The following is a 22,135-nucleotide window of genomic DNA, read 5'->3' as shown; positions in this document are numbered from 1 at the left end:
GAAGGAGCGAAAGGCGGTGCCGGACGGCCTTGGGTGGTTCGTTCATGGGCTGCGCCGCGTGGCCGGTCCGGGGGATGGATGAACACATGTCCGCGTTGGTGCATGGTCAAGATCGGCGAGCGCCCACTTCGAGGCCCTGTCGATGCCTGACCGTGTGTCGCAAGGTTATCCGGCGCTCCGTTCCGCGGGCTCATTGGTTCCAATGATTCCATGCGCGCGATGGGCCGCCCGTCCGTCCCGGAACGCACGAAGCCCCGGCCCCTGCTGATGCAGGTCGGCCGGGGCTCCGGTGCAAGGTCCGCTTTCGCGCTATTCGATCACCAACCGCTGAATGCGTTCGTGCTCGCCGGTGCGCAGCACCACCAGGTAGACACCCGATGCGGCGCGGCCGCTGAGGTCGATCACCTGTCGTACCGTCCCATCGGCCACGGGCACCTGCCCGTTGTGCACCTGCTTGCCGAAGAGGTCGATGATCGAGAGGTCGGCCGTGGTGGTTCCCATCGGAAGCCCATCGGCCAGCACGTTCACCACATCACCCCGGTTCGGGTTCGGCCACAGGCGGAATTCGGTCACCGGGCTTTCGATCACGGCGGTGACGCCGCGGCCTTGACCCTGGCCCGGAGGCACCGGGGCCGTGGTGATGGTGCATGCCGTGCCCCAGGGGCAGTAGTTCGCCCCGCCGTCGTAGCTCACCCGCACCCGCACGCTGTAGGTGGTGTTGTACTGCAGGGGCAGGGTGGCCCACGCGCTCAGGCGCAGGGCGCTGCCGCTGCTGGTGGTCCGGCGCAGGTAGGCGCTGTTGATGTCATCGAACTCCCACTGGTAGGTCACCACATTGGCCACGTACGCCGTGTGGATGTACTGCGATCCGTCGAGCACCACGTTGGTGATGCCGCAGGAGTGCAGGCTGCTGTTGATGTCGTCCACCAGCTGGGTGGCCGGGCACTGGTTCACCAGATCGATCTTCAGGCGGCAGGCCGGACCGAAGGCGGTGTACACCCCGTTCACCATGCTGCGCACCCGCACGTTCAGGAGCTGGTTGTGCGGCAGCGGCGAGGTGGTGAGGTTGCTCAGGCGCAGGTAGCTGCAGCGGCCGGGGCCCCAGGGGAAGAGGTAGTTGTTGGTGGCGTGCGTCATCAGCACCCGGCGGCTGTATCCACCGTCGGGGTTGAAGAACCAGAACTGGTAGCCGTCGTCGGCCTGGTTGCCCACGCCGAACTGGGCGCTCACGGCGGGGTTCTCCTCGGCGGCGATCCAATCCGTGGGCAGCAGGGTCTCCAGGTCGCAGCGGCTCGGGCGGATGCGATCGTTGCCCAGCGGCAGGCAGAACCCACCGTTGTTCGCGATCCGGCTCTCCGATCCGAAGGCCCCATCATTGTGGTTGTCGATGATGCGCTGGGCGTGGCCGTCGCGCAGGACATAACCACCCGTGGTCATGCCGTCGCCGAAGCTGTCCATCACGCGGAGCTCATAGCACCCGTCGGGCAGCGGGCAGCTCAAGGGCACCGTGGCGTTGTTCGCATAGCCCGAACCGCTGCACAGGGGTGCTCCGCCGCCCTGCGGGATGATCTCCCAGCTGGTCTGGTTGCCGTGGGCATCGGTGTTCAGGGTGAGGCCGACGGTCTGGCCCGTTGGCGTTCCCGCACAGGTGCAGTTCGCATCGTACACGTCGTTCACCGTGTTCGCATCGCTGTCGTCGCAGGCGGTGCCCGGCAGGGCCGCACCACCCGGCGTGCCCGCGCAGTCCAGCGGCTGGCCCACGCACTGGCAGCTGGCGTTCACCACATCGTTGCCGGTGTTGGGGTTGCCGTCATCGCAGGCCGAGCCCGGCTCCGCCTGACCGCAGCCGCAGCTGCCCGGGGCGGTCTTGTTCGGGTCCATCGGGCACAGGTCGTTGCAGTCGGCCGTACCGTCCCCATCGGTGTCGCTGTCCGGCGTGCCGCAGCCGCAGATGCCGGGCGCGAACTTGTTGGGGTCGTTCGGACAGCCGTCCAGGCAGTCCATCACCGTGTCGCCATCGCTGTCCACATCGGGATTGCCGCAGCCGCAAATGCCCTCCCAGGTCTTGTTCGGATCCGTGGGGCAACCGTCCTCGCCATCGCACGTGCCATCGCCATCGGTGTCCGTGTAGGTGCCTGCGCAGTTGCACGAGCCGTCGAGCACGTCGTTGAGCGTGCAATCGTTGTTGTCATCGCACGGGCTGCCGATCTGGCCCGGTACCGACGGGCAGTTGTCGTTCGCATCGCAGACCGAGTCACCGTCAGTGTCCTGGAAGGTGCCCGCGCAGGTGCAGGATCCATCGATCACATCGTTGATGGTGCAGTCGTTGCCGTCGTTGCAGGCGCTGCCGATCACACCGGGCGTGGCCGGGCAGTTGTCCGTGTTGTCGGCCACGTAGCCCACTGGTTGCGAGCAGGCCAGCTGCGACATGCCCGGATCGCCGAGGCCGTCGCCGTCCGCATCCGCGTACCAGGTGGTGGCCGTGTTCTCCGTCACCGTCACCGTGGCCTGTGCGTCCGTGCAGGGCAGGGCGCTCACCGTGTAGGTGTACACCCCGGGGTCCATCGTGGCCGGGTCGTAGTTGCCACCCGCCACCGCGCTCGGACCGCTCCAGGTGCCGCCTCCGTCAGGCGTGCCGCCGAGTTGGGCCAGGAGGCTGACGGGAGCGTCGTTGCTGCACACGGTCACCGTGCCGTTGGTGCCCGCATTGGGCGGCGTCACGGCCGTCACCGTGCCGGTGGTCGCCTGTGCGAAGCACCCGTTCGGGGCCGTGGCCGTCACCGTGTAGGTGCGGCTCTGGTCCACCACCACACCGGTCGGGTTCTGCGTGCCGGAGGTGTAGCCGCTGGGCGTGGAGGTCCACGACCAGGTCAGGGGCGCACTGCCCACCCCCGTGATGCTCACGTTGTCCACCGCCCACCACCAGTCGTAGGTGGCCGCGTAGCGGAAACGGATGTACACGACCGGTTGACCGGCATAGGCGTCCAGGCTCTGGGTGTCCTGCACGAACCCGTCCACGGCGCCCTGGGTCGAGCTGTAGGTCACCAATGGTGTGAAATTGATGCCATCGGTGGAGGCCTCCACATAGGCCCGGTCCGAGGTGCCGGAGTTGTAGCGGTAGTGGTGGAAATAGCTCAGGCTCGCCGTGGTATAGCCCACCAAGCTGAAGGCGGGGGAGACCAGGGTGGTGGCCGTGGTGCTGCCGCTCCCCTGGTCATCGCTGTTGCTCAGGAAGAACTGGCTGTCGTCGTTGCTGCTGAACGTGGGGTCCGTACCGCCGCTGGCATTGTAGAAGTAGTTGTCCGGCCGCAGCGTCCAGGCCGCATCGGACGGATTGCCACCGGTGGAGCTGTTCGTCGTGGTCCAACCGCCGGCTCCGCTGTTGAAGTCCTGGCTCAGGATGCTGCCGGGGAAGCTGCCGGTCGCCGTCAGGTCCACCGTGCCGTTCACACAGGCGCTGCCCGCTGAGCTGTTGGCACTCACCCCGGTCGGGCCGTCCAGCACGGTCACCGTCACGTTCGCCGTGCCCGGGAATGGGCACCCGCTGTTCAGGCCGCTGATGGTGTAAGCCGTGGTGGAGGACGGGTTGGCCGTGACGTTGGCTCCCGTGGTAGCGCTCAGGCCCGTGGCGGGTGACCACGTGTAGTCGGTCGCACCGGAGGCCGTAAGGGCCACACTGCCGCCCGGGCAGTAGGAGGGGGCGGAAGGGGTGACGCTCACCGTCGGTCCCGCGCAGGGCGACCAGGTATAGGTGAGCCCGCTGGTCCACACCTTGTCCGGACTTCCCGAACTGGTGTAGCGCATGGTGTTGTTGAACGCGTTGCCGGGAAGGCTGGTGTCCCAGTTCTCCGTTCCTGTCCCCACGCGCCGGTTGTTCAAGTTGCTCAGGAGCAGGTTGTTCGCCCCGCGCAGACCCACCTGCGGCTGGTTCGTCGTCGCGTTGTCCGGCGTGCTGCGCGGACCGTACACCATCACGATCGCGTTGGTGCTGGTGTTCAACCGGATCTGGAAGTCGAAGTTCTCGTTCTCGTTCTGCCTGCGCGCGCTCTTCCACTGCACGATGACCTCATTGCCGATCTGTTCCCAACGGACCGTGCGCGTGAAGCTCGCCGTGCTGTGCTCGATATCGGCGCCGAACGCGCTGATCGCACCCGAGTAGCCCTCACCGCTGCTCAACGGTGTGAAGTTCGTTCCGGAGGGCGCCGATCCGAAGGTGATGAAGCCGTTCGCCGACACATACATCTCGGTGTACACCGTGCCGGCGTAGTTGAAGCCGGGGATGGTCTGCGCGCTGGAGACCTGGTTGTCGTACGACCCGAAAAACCCGCCGAACAACTGGGTGCCTCCGGTGATCTCCGTGTAGCTTCCGGCCGATTGGCTGAAGGTGTAGCTCGTGGACACCTGGGCCGCCAGGTTCAACGGGATGCAGGCCACCCATAGGATGGCCGGCAGCAGGGCAGGGCGCAAGCGACGATGCGACCGAGTTCGGACGGGGAGAATGTGTGCCATGGCAGGCGGGTTTGCGTGGTCCGGTGGCCGTTGTTGCCGAACAGGCATGGGTCCTCCGGGCAGGCCTTCTACGCCGACGACCCTGCATGGGTTTCGACCCCTCATGCGCCGTGGAAACGCGAAGAGCCCCGGCCATCGGCCGGGGCTCCCGCTGATCGGTGGTCCGCTGCTCAGCGCACCACGAGGCGTTCGGTGCGTTGAAGTTCACCGGCGGTGAGGCGGACGAAGTACAACCCGCTGGTGAGCGCCGCGTCAGGAGTGATCCGGGCGGCGAGCAGACCGTCGGCCGCAGGCAGCTGCTGCTGCAGCATCACGCGACCGCTCAGGTCGATCACCGCGAGTTCCACCGTGCTCACTTCCTCGGGCAGGCCGCTCCAGCGCAGGTCGAAGGCGCCGTCCGCCGTGGGGTTCGGCCACAACGCGAGCTCGTCCACCCCGGCGGTGACCTCCAGCGCACGCTGGCCGCCCTGGGCCGGCACGTTCAGGATCGTCACCACACACGTGGCGCCTAGCGGGCAGTAGGTGAGGCCGCCGTCGAAACTGGCCTGCGCCTGCACGTCGTAGCTCACGCCGTTCTGCAGCGGAAGGGTCAGCCAGTTGAGCACCAGCGTGGCGCTGTTGCTGGTCACGTTGCGCAGGTAGCCTTCGCCGATGTTCTCGAAGCGGAAGCGGTACTTGTTGGCACCCGCCACCGGGAAGCAGCTCACCTTGTCGCTGCCGCCGAAGGTGCGCGTCACGTCGCAGCTGTAGTTGATGTGGTTCGGCGTGTCGATCAGCTTGGTCTGCGGACAGGCCGCCGTGGCGATCCGGAAGCGGCAGGCCGGTCCCCAGTCGCTGTCCACCCCGTTCACCCGGCTGCGCACCCGCACGTTCAGCAGCGTGTTCTGGGGCAGCGGGTTGGTGACGATGGAGGCCAGGGCCAGCTTGGTGGCGCGGATGGCGTTGGCCGGACCGAAACCGCCGCTGGTGGCGTGGCTGCGGAAGATCCGGCGGCTGTATCCGCCACAGGGGTCGTAGAACCAGAACTGGTAGCCGTCGTCCGACGGGTTTCCGATGCCCCATTCGGCGCTCACCGCCGGGTTCTCGCTGGCGAACACGTTGCCATTGGGCTGGTGGTCCTCTTTGTCACAATCGCTGAACATCAGCATGTCCGTGCCCACGGCGTTGCAGATGCTCTCGCTCACCGAGGTGCTGCTGCTGCCGAAGCAACCGCCATTGCCCGTGTTGTCGATCACGCGTTCACCCTGGTCGTCGGTGAGCACCCAGCCGCCACCGGCGATGCCGTTGCCTCCGGCGTCGTTCACCGTCAGCTCGAAGCACGCGCCCACCGGCACGCAGAAGGAGCTGTTCACCGTGAGGTTGTCCGGCAGGCCGCTGCCGCTGGCCAGGATGAAGGGGCTGTTGGCGTCCTTCAGCTGCCAGCTCACATCCGCACCGTTGGCGTCCGTGGTGATGGCCAGGTTCCAGGTGGTGCAGGGGGCCGGGGTGCCGGCGCACACGCAGCTGCCGTTGAGCACGTCGCCCGTGGTGAAGGGGTTGCCGTCGTTGCACGCGTCGCCCACCGTACCGCTCACCGCCGGGCACCCGTCGGTGTTGTCCGCCACGTAGCCCACGGGCTGGCTGCAGGCCAGCAGCGGGCTGTTGGGATCGCCCAGGCCGTCGCCGTCCGCCAGGTCGCTGTACCAGGTGGTGGCCAGGGTCACATCGATCGTGAAGGTGCAGCTGTTCGTGCAGGAGTTGCCATCCGTGTAGCTGTAGGTGATGGTGTGCGTGCCCGCTCCGGCGGCCGTAGGATCAAAGCTGCCACCGCTCACGCCTGGGCCGGTGTAGGTACCACCGAGCGGGGTCGCTCCGCTGAGGGCGAAGGGTGCGTCCGCGCTGCATACACCGGTGATGTTGGCCGGGCAGCTCATCGCGGGCAGCGGGTTCACCGTCACCGGGATCACCTGCTGCGCCGAGCCGCAGGCGTTGCTCACCGTCACCGTGTAGTTGCCCGTGGCCGCACCGGTCACGGATACGTTGGCGCTGGTGTTGTTGGGGGCGAAGGTGCCGGTGCCGGACCAGGTGTAGGCCAGCGGCGCATCACCCGTGGCGGCCGAGGTCAGGTCCAGGGTCTCCCCGGCGCAGATCGGGCCGTTGGAACCGAAGCTGGTGATCAGCGGCACGGTGCAGAAGTTCAACCGGGCCATCACCAGGCGCCCCACATCGAGGTTGGCGTTGTCGCAGATGTTCAGCACCCAGGCCCCGTTGGGATCGCCGGTGAAGCCGGCCAGGGTCTGCTCCGGAGCGAAGGTGCCCGCCACGTTGCTGGTGGTGGTGTTCACCAGGGCCGTGGCGCCGTCGGTGAGGGTGAGCACCGTGCCGGGGCAGGCGCCCGGGTTCCCAAGGTTGTCGCCACTGCCGAAGCGGTTCAGCACCAGGTTGCGCGTGGTGCCGGCCGGCGAGGTGAGGGTGATGCGGAGGTCGCTGTTGTACGTGTGGGCCACGATGAGCTCCACGCTGGCCAGGCGGGCGTTGCCCGGGGCCGTGCCCAAGGTCGTGGGCAGGCCGGTCACGCGCACCGGGGCATGCATGTACGTGCCGCTTCCGCAGGCGTTGTCCGGGATGTTGTTGAAGGCATCGGCGCCGCTGATGCAGGTGCCGCCCTCGTAGTAGGTCACGATCACCTGGCCGTCGCCGCCCGCCCCACCGGTCCGGGTGCCGCTGCTGGTGCGGATCGCACCGCCGCCGCCGCCACCGGGGGCCGTGCCGGCCGTTCCGTTGCCCTGGCTCGTGGCACCGTTGCCACCGTTACCGCCGCCCGTGGGCGCCGTGCCGGCCGTGCTGAACAGGCCGTTCGTACCGTCCCCGGCGTAGCCGGCGCTGGATCCGCCACCCCCGCCCCAGCGAGTGATAAAGATCGAGCCACCGTTCGCCCCGGTGCCACCGCTGAACTTGACCGTGCCCACGGAGCCCGCGGCCGTGCCACCCGTCGCGCCGGTGGTGCTGTTGTTGCCGGCGCTGTTGCCGCCCTGGGCCATCACCGTGCCGGCTGTGCCGAACCATGAGTCGCCACCCGCTGCGGTCGAGGTGCTGCCCTCGCCGACGTTCACCGTGTACGGGGTGCCGGGGTTCACCGGCACCAGGGCGCGGGAGTAAGCCCCGCCGCCGCCGCCGCCGCCCTGGCCGTTCGAGGTGCGCGTGCCACCGCGGCCGCCACCGCCCCAGCATTCCACCACCACCTGGGTGACCCCGGCGGGTGGGATGAAACTGCCGGAGGTGTTGAAGGTCTGTGCGACCTGCGCCGCCGCCCACCAGGTGGGCAGCAGCCACGCGGCGATCGCCAGCAGCGACCGCAAGGACCGGAGCACCGGTCGGGGAAGGAGTGCAGAGTGTGCCATGGGAGTTCGTTTGGTCCGGTCCGAACGGATGTCGTAACCGGCCGACAAAACTGGCCCCGTTCACGCCCCTTTGTCAAGAGGCTTCGTCGACGAACGCGTATTTATTTCCGACAGATCGATCGTTCATAACGACCGAACGGGAGGCCTGGTCGCCGGGTCGGCATATCAAGTACTTGACCGTCAGCTACTTGCTCAGGTTTAAGGTCCAAGCCGGTCGGGAGAGCGCCTCGATGGTCCCCCAACGAAGAAGCCCCGGCCATCGGCCGGGGCTTCCCCATCGGAAGGAGCGGGCTCCTTACTTGTTGATCACCAAGCGCTCGGTGAAGGTCTGTTCGCCGGCGGTCACCTGCACGGTGTACATGCCGCTGGCCAGGCTGTTGTCAAGCGCAAGCACCAGGTTGAGGCTGCCGTTCTGGGCGCCCTCGGTCATGCTCATCACGCGCTTGCCGAACACGTCCACGATGTCCACGGTCACCAACACCTCGCTCTCGGGCAGGTCGGTGATGTTCAGCACCACCTGGTCGCCGCGGTTCGGGTTGGGGTACAGGCTGAAGCCGCTGGCGGTCTCCATCGCGCGCGCCTGGGCGGCGGGCGAGTTGTCGATCGTCACCTGGCAGCTCAGGCCGTAGGGGCAGTAGTTGGCGCCGTTGTCGAAGCTGGCCGCCACCGTCACGTTGTAGGTGTCGCCGTCCACCAGCGGTTGCGTCAGCCAGTTCAGCACCAGGGTGGCGGTGTTGCTGGAGATCACGCGGGTGAAGCCGCCGCCGTCACGCTCGAAGCGCCAGCGGTACTTGTTGGCCCCCGTCACCGGGTTGGCGTACACCTTGTCCGAACCGCCGAAGGACTTGATGACCCCGCAGCTGAAGTTCGGGTTGTTCGGGTTGTTCACCAGGCTGGTCGGCGGGCAGGCCGGCGGCGTGGTGGGCATCAGGAAGCGGCAGGCCGGACCGAACTCGCTGTACAGGCCGTTCACACGGCTGCGCACGCGCACGTTCAGCAGCACATCGTAGGGCACCGGGGCGGTCACCATGCTGCTGATCTTCACGTGGCACGCACGCGTGGCGCTCGGGGGACCGAAGCCGCCGCTGGTGGCGTGGTTGCGGAAGATGCGGCGGTTGTAACCACCATCGGGGTTGAAGAACCAGAACTGGTAGCCGTCGTCGGTCTGGTCGCCCACGGTCCACTGGGCGCTCACGGCCGCGTTCTCGGCCGCCACCACGAACTCGTTCGGGGTCCAGTCCTCGCGGTCGCAGCTGCTGAACAGCAGCTTGTCCGTGCCCAGCGGCAGGCAGAACGGCGAGGCCGCGCTGCTCGTGAAGGTGAAGTCATCCCCATCGGCCGTGTTGTCGATGATGCGGTTGCCATTGGCATCCACCAGGCTGTATCCGCCGAGGCCGGCCGGGGTGCTCAGGCTCAGGCCGTCGCCGAAGCTGTCGAACACGTTCAGGTCGTAGCAGCCATCGATCAGGCAGCAGGACACCGTCACATCGGCGTTGTTCGGGTAGCCCGAGCCGCTGCACACCGGCAGCGTGTTGCCGAAGGGCACGATGCTCCAGCTCGTTTCGGAACCGAAGTCGTCCGTACGCAGGTTCAGCGTCACCTCATTGTCCTGGCAGGGCGGCAGGTTGTTGCCCGCGCAGGTCACCTCCATGCTGAAGGCGCCCGCGTTCGTGCTGAAGCCCGTCACCAGGATGTAGTAGGTGGTGCCGAAGGTGCTCGGGAAGCTCAGGCTGCTGTGCAGGTCGTTGCTGCACACGTCGAGGCCGTTGGTGAAATCGTCGTCGTCATTGCCCTCCAGGCAGGTGAGCGTGCCGCAGGTGCCGGTGAAGATGCCCAGCTTGGTATCGTAGGCCGAGCCGCACAGGGCCACCTGGATCTCGCCGCCCGTGCCGGTCACGGTGTACCACACACCCGGGGCCGAGTTCAGCGTCGTGGTGCAGGTGCCCACCGCATCCAGCGTGGCGAACTGCGTGTTGCCGTTGGTGATGCTGTTGCAGTTCACCGCGATGGCACCGCTGCAATCGTCGTTCGGCGGCGGGCAGTTGTAGGTCTGCGGCGCCAGGCTCACGTCGCACAGGGCGTTGCTCGCCTCCAGGGTCACCGTCACCGTGGTGCCGCTGGGGAAGGGGCCCACCTGCCACACGCCCGGTGCGTTCGCCGTCACCACGTTCGCGTCGAAGTCGTTGCTCAGGTCCACGCTGGCGCTGCTGCCCAGGCTGGACAGGTTCACGTCGATGAAGTACTCGTTCGAGCCGCAGGCGGGCACGATCGTCTGGCCACCGGCCACCGGCGCCTCGCAGGGCACCAGGTTCACACGCACAAAGCGCACATCACCCGCATCGATGCCGGTGTCGTCGCACACGCGCAGGGTCCAGGTGCCGTTGGGGTCGCTGGCGTCGTGCAGCGTGCTCAGCGGCTGCTCCGGCGTGTAGGTGCCCACCACGTTGCTGGTGGCGGTGGCGGTCAGCGCCAGGCCACCGGCCTGCAGGGTGAAGAGCCCGCCGGGGCAAAGGGTCGGGTTCCCCAGGTTGTCGCCGCTGCCGAAGCGGTCGTTCACCAGGTTCACCGCCGTGCCGTTCGGGTTGATCAGCTGGATGTCCATGTCATCGTTCCACGTGTGGGCGATGATCAGGTCCACGCTCTGCACATACACGTCCGTGCCCAGGGCCGTGCCCGGGTCGGTCACGCAGAAGGGCAGGTTCAGGAAGTTCAGCGTGGAGCAGCCGCCATCCGGGATCGGGAAGGTGCCCGCCGTGAGGCAGATGTTGTCGTTGTCGCTGTTGGTGAAGTTGAAGGTGAGGTTGCAGGCCGGGTTGCTGGCCACCACCGTGATGGTCTCGGGCGTGCCCAAGGCCGTGGGGTTGCTGCTGTAGCTGCCGATGCCCACGCCCGTGAACAGGGTGCCGTGCACGCTGCTGGTGATGTCCACGCTGGCGCTGGTGCCCAGGTTCGTCACGTTCACGCTCGCGGTGTAGGTGTTCGTGTTGCAATCGTTGGTGCTGCTGCTGGTGGCCGTGGGGGCCAGGCAGGGGATCAGGTTCACCTTCACGAAGCGCACGTCGCCCACATCGGCGCTGAACGCGTCACAGATGCGCAAGGTCCACACCCCGTTCGGGTCGCTGCCGTCGTGCAGGGTGGTCAGCGGCTGCTCCGGGTTGAAGGTGCCCACCACGTTGCTGGTGTTCGTGTTGGTCAACGCCGTGCCGCCGTCCTGCAGGATGAAGCGGGGCGTGCAGCCGGCCAGCGTACCCAGGTTGTCTCCATTGCCGAAGCGGCCGATCACCAGGTCCACCGGCGTACCATTGGGGTTGATCAACTGGATGTCCAGGTCGGAGACGTAGCTGTGCGCGAGCACCAGTTCCACGCTGCTCACGTACACGTCCGTGCCCAGGGCGGTGCCGGGGTCGCTCACGCAGAAGGGCAGGTCCAGGAAGTTGGACACCCCGCAGCCGTTGTCCGGGATCGGGAAGCTGCCGGTCGCGTGGCACACATCGTCATTGTCGGTCTGGTTGAAGGTGCCCACCACGATGTCGCATGTGTTGTCGCCGTTGTGCAGCACGGTGATGGTCTGGGGCGTGCCCCAGGGCGTCGACGGCGTGGTGTACACGGTGAGGGCGCTCACATCATCGGCGATGATGCCGTGCACGCTGCTCACGATGTCCACCGTGGGCGCATCGCCCAGGCTCGTCAGGTTCACGTCCACCGTGTAGTTCGGGCTGGCGCACGAGAACGCGCTCACCGTGCCCGTGGCCGCCGGCTGTGTGCAGCTCAAGGCCAGGTAGTTGAAACGGACCTGCGGGCGGTTGTTATTGACTGTGTTCGTATTGATGCTGCACTGGGTGCCGCAACCATCGCAACGCACCCGGCGCGAACCGTTGGTCAGCGTGGCCCCGCGCACACCCCCGTAGGGGGACGCGTAAGGCATGGAGCTCGATCCCGTACAGATGTCCACCAGGATGTTGTCCACGCCGTTCCACGTGAAGTTGCTGCTGAAGGTGATCATGTCGTGCGAACCGGCCAACGTGGTGACCGCATCGTAGCTCGCCGGACCGAAGACCGTCGTCAGCGCGGCCGCGTTGTGCGTCGCGCTGTTGGTCGCCGTGGTGTGGGCCATCCGGATCGTGTAGGTCGGGAAGGCGGGACCGTTGTCCTCGATCACGGAAAAGCCCAAGCCGGTGATCTGCGCACCCGCAGGCATGCCCGCACCGGACAGCTCAGCGGCGGTGTACACCGTCTGATAGCGCATGAAGTTGAAGTAGTCATCCACGGGGTCACTTCCGCTCCCGGCCGTGGATACCGCGTCCGTGCCGATGATGACGAACTGGGCCTGTGCGGCGGGGAGGCCGAGCAATGCGGCGGTGCCCAGGGCAAGGGCACCACGCTGCCACCAGCGTTGGCGCCGGGGCGGTGTCGAGTAGGGTCGACAATTCATGAGTGTAGGGTTTTGGTAAGGGTTCGGTTCGTGGGGATGGCGGTGCCGGGCCATTGTCCGGTGGGTGCAGTCCACAGACTGGGTATCAGGGGTATAGCGCTCGGGTTCCTCTTCACGGGTGCGCTCCGGGCCGTTTGCCCGTCGCGCGGGGTTGCGCGGTGTTGGTTAAGTGGACGTGAAATGTAGGGAACCCTTCCCGATCGACAAGGGGTTTTGTCACTTGGTCGGGAAAAGTCGTCCGTTCGTCGGAATGAGTTATCAACATGTGCTGCCGTGCCGGCCACGAAAAAGCCCCCCGCCGGAGCGGGGGGCTTTCGCATTTCGGTGGTTCAGCGGGTCTACTTCACCACGCTGATGCGCTGCTGATGGATGGCACCGTCCACATTGAGGTGGACCATGTACACGCCACCGGCGAAGCCGTCGAGCTCAAGCACCGTGTTGAACACGGGGCCGCTGTTCTCCATCTCCTGGCTCACCACGCGCTTGCCGGTGAGGTCGAAGACCTCGAGGCTCACGCGCTGGGTGCCGGCGGTGAGGCCGTCCAGGCGGAGGTTCACCACGCCGTCGCGCACCGGGTTGGGCCATACCTGCAGGCCGCTGTTGGTCACGACCACGGCATCACGCTGCTGGGCCATGGCCGGCGGGTTCAGGATGGTCACCTGGCACACCGGGCCGCAGTAGCCGCTCCAGATGCCGGCGTACAGCACCTCCACGCTCACGTCGTAGGTGACACCGTTCTGCAGGGGCAGGGTCACCCAGCTCAGCGGGCAGATGTAGTTGGGGCGGAGGATCGTACGCAGGTAGCCTTCGTTGATGTTCTGGAAGCGGAAGCGGTACTGCGTGGCACCCACCACAGGCTGCGCGAAGACTTTGTCGGAACCACCGAAGGTCTTGATCACGCCGCAGCTGTGGGCCGGGAAGCCGATGTCGTCCACCAGGCCGGTGCAGCCCGGCACGGCGGTCGGGTCAAGACCCATCTCGCAACCCGTGCCGAAGCGGTCGTCGGTGAAGCCGGCCGCACCCTGGTCCACGCGGACGCGGGTGAAGTAGCGCACACCGGGCAACAGCGGGCTGGTCACCATCTCGGAGAACTTCACCCAGTTGCGGGGCACGGCGATGCGGCGGCGGAAGCCGGCGTCGGGGTCGCTGAACTCGAACTGGTAGGTGGTGACGCCGGGCACGATGCTGGTGAACACCTTGCTCTGCAGCAGGTTGGTGAACACGCCGCACTCGGCCGCGAGGGGCTGGCTCGGGCCGGCCGGCAGGCAGAACTCGTGGCCGCTCACATAGCCGGAGGTCGCCGGCGGGCTGTTGGGGGTCAGCACACCGTTGATGGTGCCGTCGAAGGAGTCACCCAGCAGGGTGCGGCCATCGGTGGTGCGCAGGCGCCAGCTGCCGTTGCCGTTGCCCGTTCCGCTGAGGCCGTCGCCCAGGAAGTCGAACAGGTAGAAGCTGAAGCAGTTGCCGTTCAACGTGCTCAGGCAGATCGGCAGCGTCTCGGTGGTGTTCGCCGTGTTGTAGAACGGTGAAATGGCCACGCTCTGGAAGGCCTGGTCCTGGATCTCCCAGAAGATGCCGCTCGGGTCGTTGTCCGTGGTGATCTCCACCACCACCGTTTCACCCGTCACGTCGATGTTGGGCTCGCTCAGGCTGCTGTTGGTGGCGATGTCGTCCGGCTGGCCGTTCGGGTTCTGCACCGTCACGTTCAGGGTGTGCGTGCCGTAGGGCGCTGTGAAGCCGGGCAGGTCCACCACCAGGGTGTCCTCGAAGGGCAGGCTGCCCGTCCAGGTGTACACGAAGGGGCCCTGGCCCGGTCCGCCACCGTTCAGGTCGTACACGATGTCCACGCTGGTGAGGGTGGCCTCGCCGAAGTTGGTGAGGGCCACCTTCGGCGTCAGGAAGGAGGTGCAGACCAGGCCGGTCGGCTCGAGGATGTCGGTGATGCCGGCATCGTTCACGCCCGGGTGCTCCAGCAGCAGTTCGAAGGTGCCCTCGAAGCCCGTGCTACCGGGGTTGTAGATGTACAACAGGTAGTCCGTGCCCGTGCTGAGGCCGGTGAGCAGGATGTCGTACCCATCACCGTCCTGCACGCAGATCTCCTCGCCGGCGGCGCCCAGGTTGCCGCAGCTGCCGCTGAACAGGGCGTAGTTGAGCTGGCTGGAGGTGAGGCCGCCGCTCTGCTCATTGCCCAGCAGGGTCAGCCGGTGCAGGGTGTTCACGCCGCTGTTGAAGGTGTACCACACGCCCTGGTTGTTCAGCACCGGGGTGCAGGTGGTGTACGCATCGTTCTGCGCGCAGCTGTTGTCGCCCGTGGTGGAGATGCCGCTGCCGTCCTCCGGATAGCTGATGATCGGCGTGGCGTTCACGCAGTCGTCGTTGCTCGGGCGCGGGCACACCGCACCGCAACCGATCTGCAGCTCGAACTGGCCGTCCGCGAAGGGCGAGGGGCTGTGCACGGCGATGTAGTAGGTCTGTCCGCTCTGGGCGAAGAACTCCAGCTGGCTGCGGTTGGTGCAGGCGCCGCCGAAGTCGTCGCTCATCGTGTAGCAGCTCAGGGTGTTGCAGTCCGGTCCGGTGAACACGCTGATGCGCGTATCGAACGCGGTGCCCGCACCGCAGGTGCTGAGGATGATGTTCTCATCCGAGGCGGCCGTGTAGCTGTACCAGAGCGAACCACCGCTCACCGCGCTGTTGGTGAAGGGGCAGGCGTTGGCCGGCAGGGTGGGCAGCTTGTTGTCCGTGTTGCCGATCACCGATCCCGGGCAGCTCAGGGGGATGGCGCCGGAGCACACGATGTTGGCCACGCAGGGGATGGTCGGCGCGGTCGCGATCACGTTCAGCGTGTACGGTCCGCTCGCACGACGCGCATCCCACAGCACCGGGTAATAGTAGGTGCCGGGCGCCAGGTTGGCGAAGTTGATGGTGGCGTTCGGCGCGCAGGTGGTGAAGTCGTAGCTCTGCGAGTTCACGAACAGGCTGCCGCAGTCGCCGTACATGTTCAGCGACACGATCCCGGAAAGGGGCGAACCGCAGTAGTTGATCTGCACGTTGGCGCACTCGGTGAGCAGGAAGCTCTCCCACACCCAGCCGCTCACGTCCTCGTCCACCCCGTCCCAGAAGCGGATGTTCTCCAGGGTGCCGTCCTTGGTGGCGCAGTCGCGCGTGCCATTGAACACCAGCGGGGCGCCGATGCTCAGCGGATTGGCGGCCGGGTTCAGGTTGGCGCACAGGTCGTTCACCGGCGGCGTGCACGGCGTGAACTCCAGGTTCCAGTCGTGGCCGTTGCCGTTCCAGCGGTTGTCCCACTCGATGTAGAAGGTCTGGCCCGCCGCACCCGTGAAGGTCACGTCCGAGGCGAAGTTGAAGGTGGTGCACCCGTCGTCGTCACCGCTGTAGGGCACCAGCGAACCGCACACGCCTTCGTGGATCGTGACGAAGGTGTCGTCGTTGGTGGTGTTCGGCGGGTTGCAGGAACTCACGCGCACCTTGCCGTCGGCCGGCAGGGTGTAGCTCCACCAGCGTGCGCCCGTGGGCACCGTGCCGTTCACGAGGGCCTCGGTCGCCGTTCCGCAGTTGATCGGTCCGTGGGTGTTGATGCCCACCACCGCCGCCACCGCGCCGGAGCAATCCCCGTTGCAGCAGCTGTTCTGGTCCGGGAAGGTCAGGGAGCAGAACGCTTCGTTCGGGTGCGATACCGTCACATCCACCAGGGTGCCGCTCGGGTAGGGACCGAGCACGTACTGGCCCACGCCCACGTTGTTGGGTTCGGCATCACCCACGAAGTCCGTGGTGATGTCCACCGCTCCGGCGTTCGTCGCATCGGTCACATCCACCGTGATGGTGAAGGTGCCCGCGCCGCAGTTGTCGTTCACCGTGGCGGTGGCCACCGGGAAGGTGCAGTCGAAGCACACCACCGACCACTCCCAGGGGTCGTAGGTGGTGCTGGTGGCGCACTGCACGCTGCCGTCGCTGGTGAAGGTCATGTAGAGGAAGTTGCCCGAGGCCGTCACGTCCACGGCGAAGTAATCCGGGTCGGTGCTCAGGATGGCGCTGCCCGGCTGGCCCAGGTTGCCGGTGTTGGCCGGGTTGGCGAAGAGCACCGGGAAGGTGGCGTCCGGACCGTCGTAGATGATCAGATCATCGAAGGAGTTGGTCTCCACCGTGCCACGCGTGAAGAACAGACGCAGCGTGCCGGAACCGCTGGCGGAGTATAACCAGCTCTGGTTGTCGTTCGCCACGTAGCAGTAATTGCTCACGGTCGGCAGGGCACCGCAGGTGATGCAGTTCAAGGCACCGGCATCGTACTCGCCCAGGTTGATCACGCAATCGCCGTCCTGTTCGTTCCTCACCCGCACGGCCACTACGTCGGCCACGCTCACGGTGATGGTGCATTGGCCTGGTGCGTTCAAGGAGCACACCGGGGCATACGGTCCGTTGTTCACCGAGGCTTCCACCGCCACGCTGGCGGCCGTGCCGATGTCGGTCACATCCACCTCCACGACCAGGTTGCCGGTCGTGCAGCTCGGCGTGGCGCTCGTCACCGTGGCCACCGGATCGGTGCACAGCGGGGTGGGACGCACACAGAAGTAGTCAAAGGCCATGTCGCTGGTGAAGCTCGAACCGGACACGCCACGCACGCGGTAGCGCACCGCAGGACCCGTGAAGGTGTGGTCCATGTTGGGCGTCAGGAACCAGCCCTGGCCCTGGTCGCCGCTCAAGGTCCACAGCGTCGTCCAGTTGTTGCTCAGGGCGGGGTCCTCGATCTCCACGCTCATGGTGCCCATGGTGGCGCCGTACATGCTGTAGGCCATGCGGGCGCGGATGCTGCCGTTCACCATGCCCGTCACGTCGAACACCGGCGAGAGGGCGTCGATGGTGTTGCCCGCGCAGGAGCCGGACTCCATGTACACGTAGTTGCCGGTGGTGGTGCCGGGGACATAGTCCGCCTGGCCGCTGCCCGAGCCATTGCCAGGACCGGTGGCGGTGGAGGTCGTTCCGCCCTCGTCCACGCTCCAGTTGCCGGTGCCGTCCGCCTCGCTGTTGTCCCAGCCCACGGCCTCAAGAGCGGTGCCCGTGCAGGCCAGCACGGAGGTGCAGGTCGACGGCTGGCACAGGGTAGCGCCTTCGAAGTCCTCGCAATAGGGGTAGGTGTTCACCACCGGCGGGCAGAGGCTGGCAAAGCTGCCCAGGCCCACGTTGCAATCCATGTTGCTGTCATGCTCCATGGTGATCACCACCGTCTGGCCCACCGTGTAGGGCCCCATCACGTACGGGGTGACGCTCGCAGGCATGTTGACGTATTCCACACCGTTCAGGTCGCTCAACAGGTTCACACTAACGCCGCTGCCGGTGCTGGTCACCGTCACCTCCACGGTGAAGGTGCCCGCCAGGCAGTTCTCCACCACGGCCGCGGTGGCCGTCGGCGCAGTGCAAGCCGGGCCCTCGCTCACGCAGAAATAGTCAAAGGCCATGTCGCTGGTGAAGCTCGTCCCGGAGATCCCGCGCACACGGTAGCGCACCTGTGTGCCCGTGTACGCATGATCCAGGTTCGGGGTCAGGAACCAGCCCTGACCCTGGTCGCCGCTCAGGCTCCAGAGCTCGGTCCAGGAGTTCGATCCGGCAGGGTCCTCGATGTCGATGGCCATGGTGCCCATGGTGGCACCGAACATGTTGTAGGCCATCTGCACCCGCACGTTCGGGTTCACGAAGCTGCTGATGTCGTACACCGGCGAGTTGGCGATGATGGTGTTGCCCGTGCAGGAGCCCGACTCCATGTACACGTAGTTGCCCGTGGTGGTGCCGGGCACGTAGTCCGATTGGCCTGTGGTGGCACCCGTTCCAGGACCTGTGTTCACGGAGCTCGTCCCGCCTTCATCCACGCTCCAGTTGCCGGAGCCGTCGGTGGTGGAGTTCTCCCAACCCACCGGGGTCAATGAGGTGCTCGTGCACGCCAGCACCGAGGTGCAGGTCGAAGGCAGGCAGTTCACCGCCAGTTCGAAGTCCTCGCAGCTGGGGAAGGTGCTGATCTGCGGGATGGTGTTGAAGTCCACCGTACCGCTGTTGAGGCTCCAGGTGCCGGCGCAGTCCTGGCGCACCACCGCTTGGTACGCCGTGCCGGGCGATAGGCCACTCACCGTACCTGTGGTGCCGGCGAAGGGTCCGGCCATGGTGCCGCCGACACCCGGTGTGCCGTTCGTGCCCGGGGTCCAGCCGGGGGCACCGTACTCGATCCAGTACGGACCGGTGCAGCCCAGGCAATCCCAGGAGAAGTTCGCCTCCGTGGCCGACACGCCCGTGTTGGCGAAGGCCGTCGGCTCCGGACAGGCCGGCGGATCGCCCACGCGCCAATCATCGACACAGATGTGCCATGGCGCCGTGGAGGTCGACACATCTTGCAGGCCGAAGTAGTACACACCTGAACTCACCGGGGTGAAGAGGTAGGCGGCCTTCTCATAGTTGAAGTTCACCACGTCCACGATGCTGCCCAGCGGGGTCATGGATGCGGCGTTGGCCGCTGTGCCGACCGCGGCCGTAAGCGTATGGCCCAGCACGTTATCGGTGTGCGCATACCAGAACGAGAACTCATAGGTCTGGCCGCCGGTCAGTTGCATGCCCGGGCTGAACAGCCAGCTGTTGGCGTTCCAGCTGTGCACCATGTAATCGGTGCCGGTGCGCGCACCGAGCCCATTGCGGATCGGTGCCGTCCACGTCCTCCACGGGGAGGTCGCCGTACCGGCGCTGATGATCTCCTTGGTGTAGCAGATCAGCGGTTCGCCGTTGTTCACCGTGGCATCCTCGAAGCTGTCCGTCCAGGGCAGTGTGGTGATCGGCAGGCATGGCGTGGTGAAGGTCACCGCGGTGGACCAGGCGCTGGCGATCGGTCCCGGGCAATTGCTGAGCACATACACCGCATAGGTGGTCTGCTCGGTCAGCAAGGTCAGGTTGATCGGGCTGCCGCCGATGGTGCCGCTGAACTCAAGCCCGGCCGGACCGGAGCCCGGCCCACCCGAGGTGCGCACCTCATAGTCGTAGCTCAAGGCGCCGGTGGAGGTCCAGGTCACATCGGCACTGGTCGGGCCCAGCACGTTCACGGCCACATCCGTCGGTGGGAAGCAGGTGGCCGGCACGTATTCGTCCGCACCGATGTCCGCCGGTGTGCCGCGCGCATCGCCGTCGATGTCCGTGGTGACCCAGGCCAGCGGGACGGCCGGACCGGCACCGTTGTTATCGGGGCCGGTCACATGCAGGTCGCTGTTGTTGTCCACGTAGAGCGGGTTCGCCGAGATCGAGTTGGCGTCCGTGCCCGGCGTGCCGGTCAACGCCCCGGTCCAATCGGCGAGCAGCGTGCGGTTGGTGGTGCTGGTCTGGCCGATGTGGCCGTTGCCGGCGTTCGCGATGTACAGGTTGTTGTAGTTGCTCTCCGAGCCGGCGGCGCCGAAGGTGGTGGTGCCCGCCGTGCGGATGGCCAGGTGCACCGAGGTGCCGGTCTGGTCGCCGGTGAAGTTCGCCAGGGTGTTCCCACGGGCCCGGTTCACGCTGGTGGCGCTGATGAAGTCCAGGCAGACGGTGGAATAGGTCGCCGCACCGACGTTGTCGATCGACACGTTGTTGTGGTCCACCTCGTAGGTCATGCCCGCGGCACCGTTCGCCACATAGATCCCGGAGACGATGCGCGTGGAGGTCGTGGAGGTGTACGCGGCCGTGATGTTGCTTACGAAGTTGTTGTACACCCGCAGGTTGTGCGTGCCGGTGGTCAGCGTGGCCACGTCGATGCCGCGCTGGCCGCTGGTGCTGGTGGTGCTCAGGTTGCGCACCCCGTACACCCGGTTGCCGTGCACGACCGAGTTGCCCCCGCAGCCCACCCAGTAGATGCCGCGGTTGATGCCGCCGGAGCTGGCGATGTTCCGCACGGTGATGTCGAAGATCTGGCCGTCGACCTGGCTGTTGAACTGCACCCCGAAGGCGAGCGTGGTGCTGCCGCCGATGTCCGGGGTGGGCAGACCCACGAAGTCAGCACCGATGGTGGACGTACCGCCCGCCTCGGTGCCCACGATGTTGCCCGTGCCCGGCCAGCTGGTGGAACCGGAGGACACGAAGATGCCCGAGTAGACATCCTCGATGGTGAAGTTCAGGAAGCTGTTGTTGCTGTTGCTGCCGCTGGCCGCCGTGGGCGTGAAGCCGCCGCCGGTGGTGCTGCTCGTGCACATGATCCCCCGGCTGTTCGTGTTCGTGCGGTCCAGGTTGATCGTGCAGTTCTTGATGGTGTTGAAGTTGGACGACACCGTGGCACTGGCGTTCGCGATGTAATAGCCGTACTCCACATCGGCACCCCCGCTGATGTCGATCCCGTCCACCGTGATGTAGTTGGCGCCCCGGATGCCGAAGGCATGGTCCGTGGTGCCCGCACCGCCCGTGGCGGCGATCACCGGGTTGGCCCCCACGCCCGCGCGCTGGAAGGTGATCGGGTTGCCCGGGCTGCCCGAGGCCGTCAGGATGGGCGGATCCTCCGTGAAGGTCTGTCCTGCGGTGACATCAAAGGTGTACGCCCCCGTGAACGGCCCGCAGATGGCCAGGTTGTTCAGGTAATTGATCGCATCGGTGAAGCTGGCGAAGTTGGCCCCCGCGGTGGGCAGCGTGTTGTCGATGGTAAAGCTGCCACCGGGACCGGCGTTCGTCACCGGGAGGAGGAATTCCGGGGTCTGGTCCGAGTTGGGCACCGGGATGTTGGTGCAGGTCACCACGCAGACGTAGTAGGTGTTCGCGGTCACCGCGCCGGTGTTCACCGAGGTGCCGCTGCCCACGAAGGTGGTGTACGGGCCACCGGAGACGCTGCTGCTGTACCACTCGCGGGTGATCCCGGTCCCCAGTGTGCTGCCGTTGACGTTAAGCGTGGCCGAGCCGCCGCTGCACACGAACGAGGGACCGCTGATGGTCCCGGCCGTGGGGAGACCGGCGCAGGCCGCCGCAGGCTGGAAGGTGATGCCGCCCATGAAGTAACGCGGGTTGTTCCCGGCGTTCGTGAACACACCGCCGTAGCCCACGTATTGCCCGGCGATCTGGAAGTCCCCGTTGTGCAGGCTCACGCCCGCCGTGGTGAAGGTGTTCGGGGTCACCGCGCCCGGCGCGGTCCCTGTTCCCCGGTACTCGATCGCATCGTCCGATTCCAAGAGGAAGCGGACCGTCGTCGCGTTCGGGATCAGGTAGTTCATGCCCGTGATCGTCGGGTAATACCCATCCGCAGGAACGGCCAGATTGGTCCCGGTGCCCACCACCGTCCAATCCGGAAGGTTGAAGGGGAAGTACGGACCGGACAGGCTCACCGTGGAGGCCCACAGCGTGGTGTTCGCGCCGTTCGACTCCACCTGCCAGAAGGCCTCCAGATCGGTCACCAGAATGTCACCACCGGAGTTGTTGGCCACCGCGAAGGTGATCACACCGTTACCGGACACCCCGTTGTTCGAGGTGACGTAGTTGGGGTTGCCGTTGGTGGTGACGGTCTGTGCATGCATCGGCAGGAGGCCGATGGCCGTGAGCGTACCGAGCGCCATCGCGCGCAGGGTGTTCCGGAAGGTCCGGGGGGAACGAGGAATGTTGGGCTTCATGGACGTGGGTTTCGGGGGATGCAAGAACACTGCGACGGCCGTGCCGAGGCCGCTGTTTCGCCGCTCAAGTTAGATGGTCGCGCGGACCTGTTGGTCGAATTGTTGAAAACTCTTTTTTGTGTGGGCAACGTGGTTGGAACGGTGACGAGCGGCGCGGTCCGGCCACTGGTCATCCGTTCTGATCGCCGCAGCACCATGACGGGCCCCGCAAG

At 66.5% G+C, this 22,135-nt stretch carries 4 protein-coding genes; all 4 read right to left on the bottom strand.

Annotated elements, in window-relative coordinates:
- Positions 1-309: 309 nt before the first annotated feature.
- Positions 310-4,467: a T9SS type A sorting domain-containing protein gene (locus tag IPM49_05905; GenBank protein ID MBK9274063.1), complete on the bottom strand. Its 4,158-nt coding sequence runs from the start codon at positions 4,465-4,467 to the stop codon at positions 310-312.
- A gap of 212 nt (positions 4,468-4,679) precedes the next feature.
- A complete protein-coding gene (locus IPM49_05900; protein ID MBK9274062.1) occupies positions 4,680-7,889 on the bottom strand; it encodes a T9SS type A sorting domain-containing protein in 3,210 nt (1,069 codons plus the stop codon).
- A gap of 295 nt (positions 7,890-8,184) precedes the next feature.
- Positions 8,185-12,321, bottom strand: a complete 4,137-nt coding sequence (locus IPM49_05895) for a proprotein convertase P-domain-containing protein (protein MBK9274061.1) — start codon at positions 12,319-12,321, stop codon at positions 8,185-8,187.
- Between the two features lie 338 nt (positions 12,322-12,659).
- On the bottom strand, positions 12,660-21,923 hold the full coding sequence (locus IPM49_05890; GenBank protein MBK9274060.1) for a T9SS type A sorting domain-containing protein: 9,264 nt from the start codon (positions 21,921-21,923) through the stop codon (positions 12,660-12,662).
- Positions 21,924-22,135: the final 212 nt, after the last annotated feature.

Source organism: Flavobacteriales bacterium (assembly GCA_016715895.1).
Classification (GTDB): Bacteria; Bacteroidota; Bacteroidia; order Flavobacteriales_F; family PHOS-HE28; genus PHOS-HE28.
The sequence above is the reverse complement of the archived record's forward strand: the minus strand, read 5'-3'. Positions and strand labels throughout refer to the sequence as shown.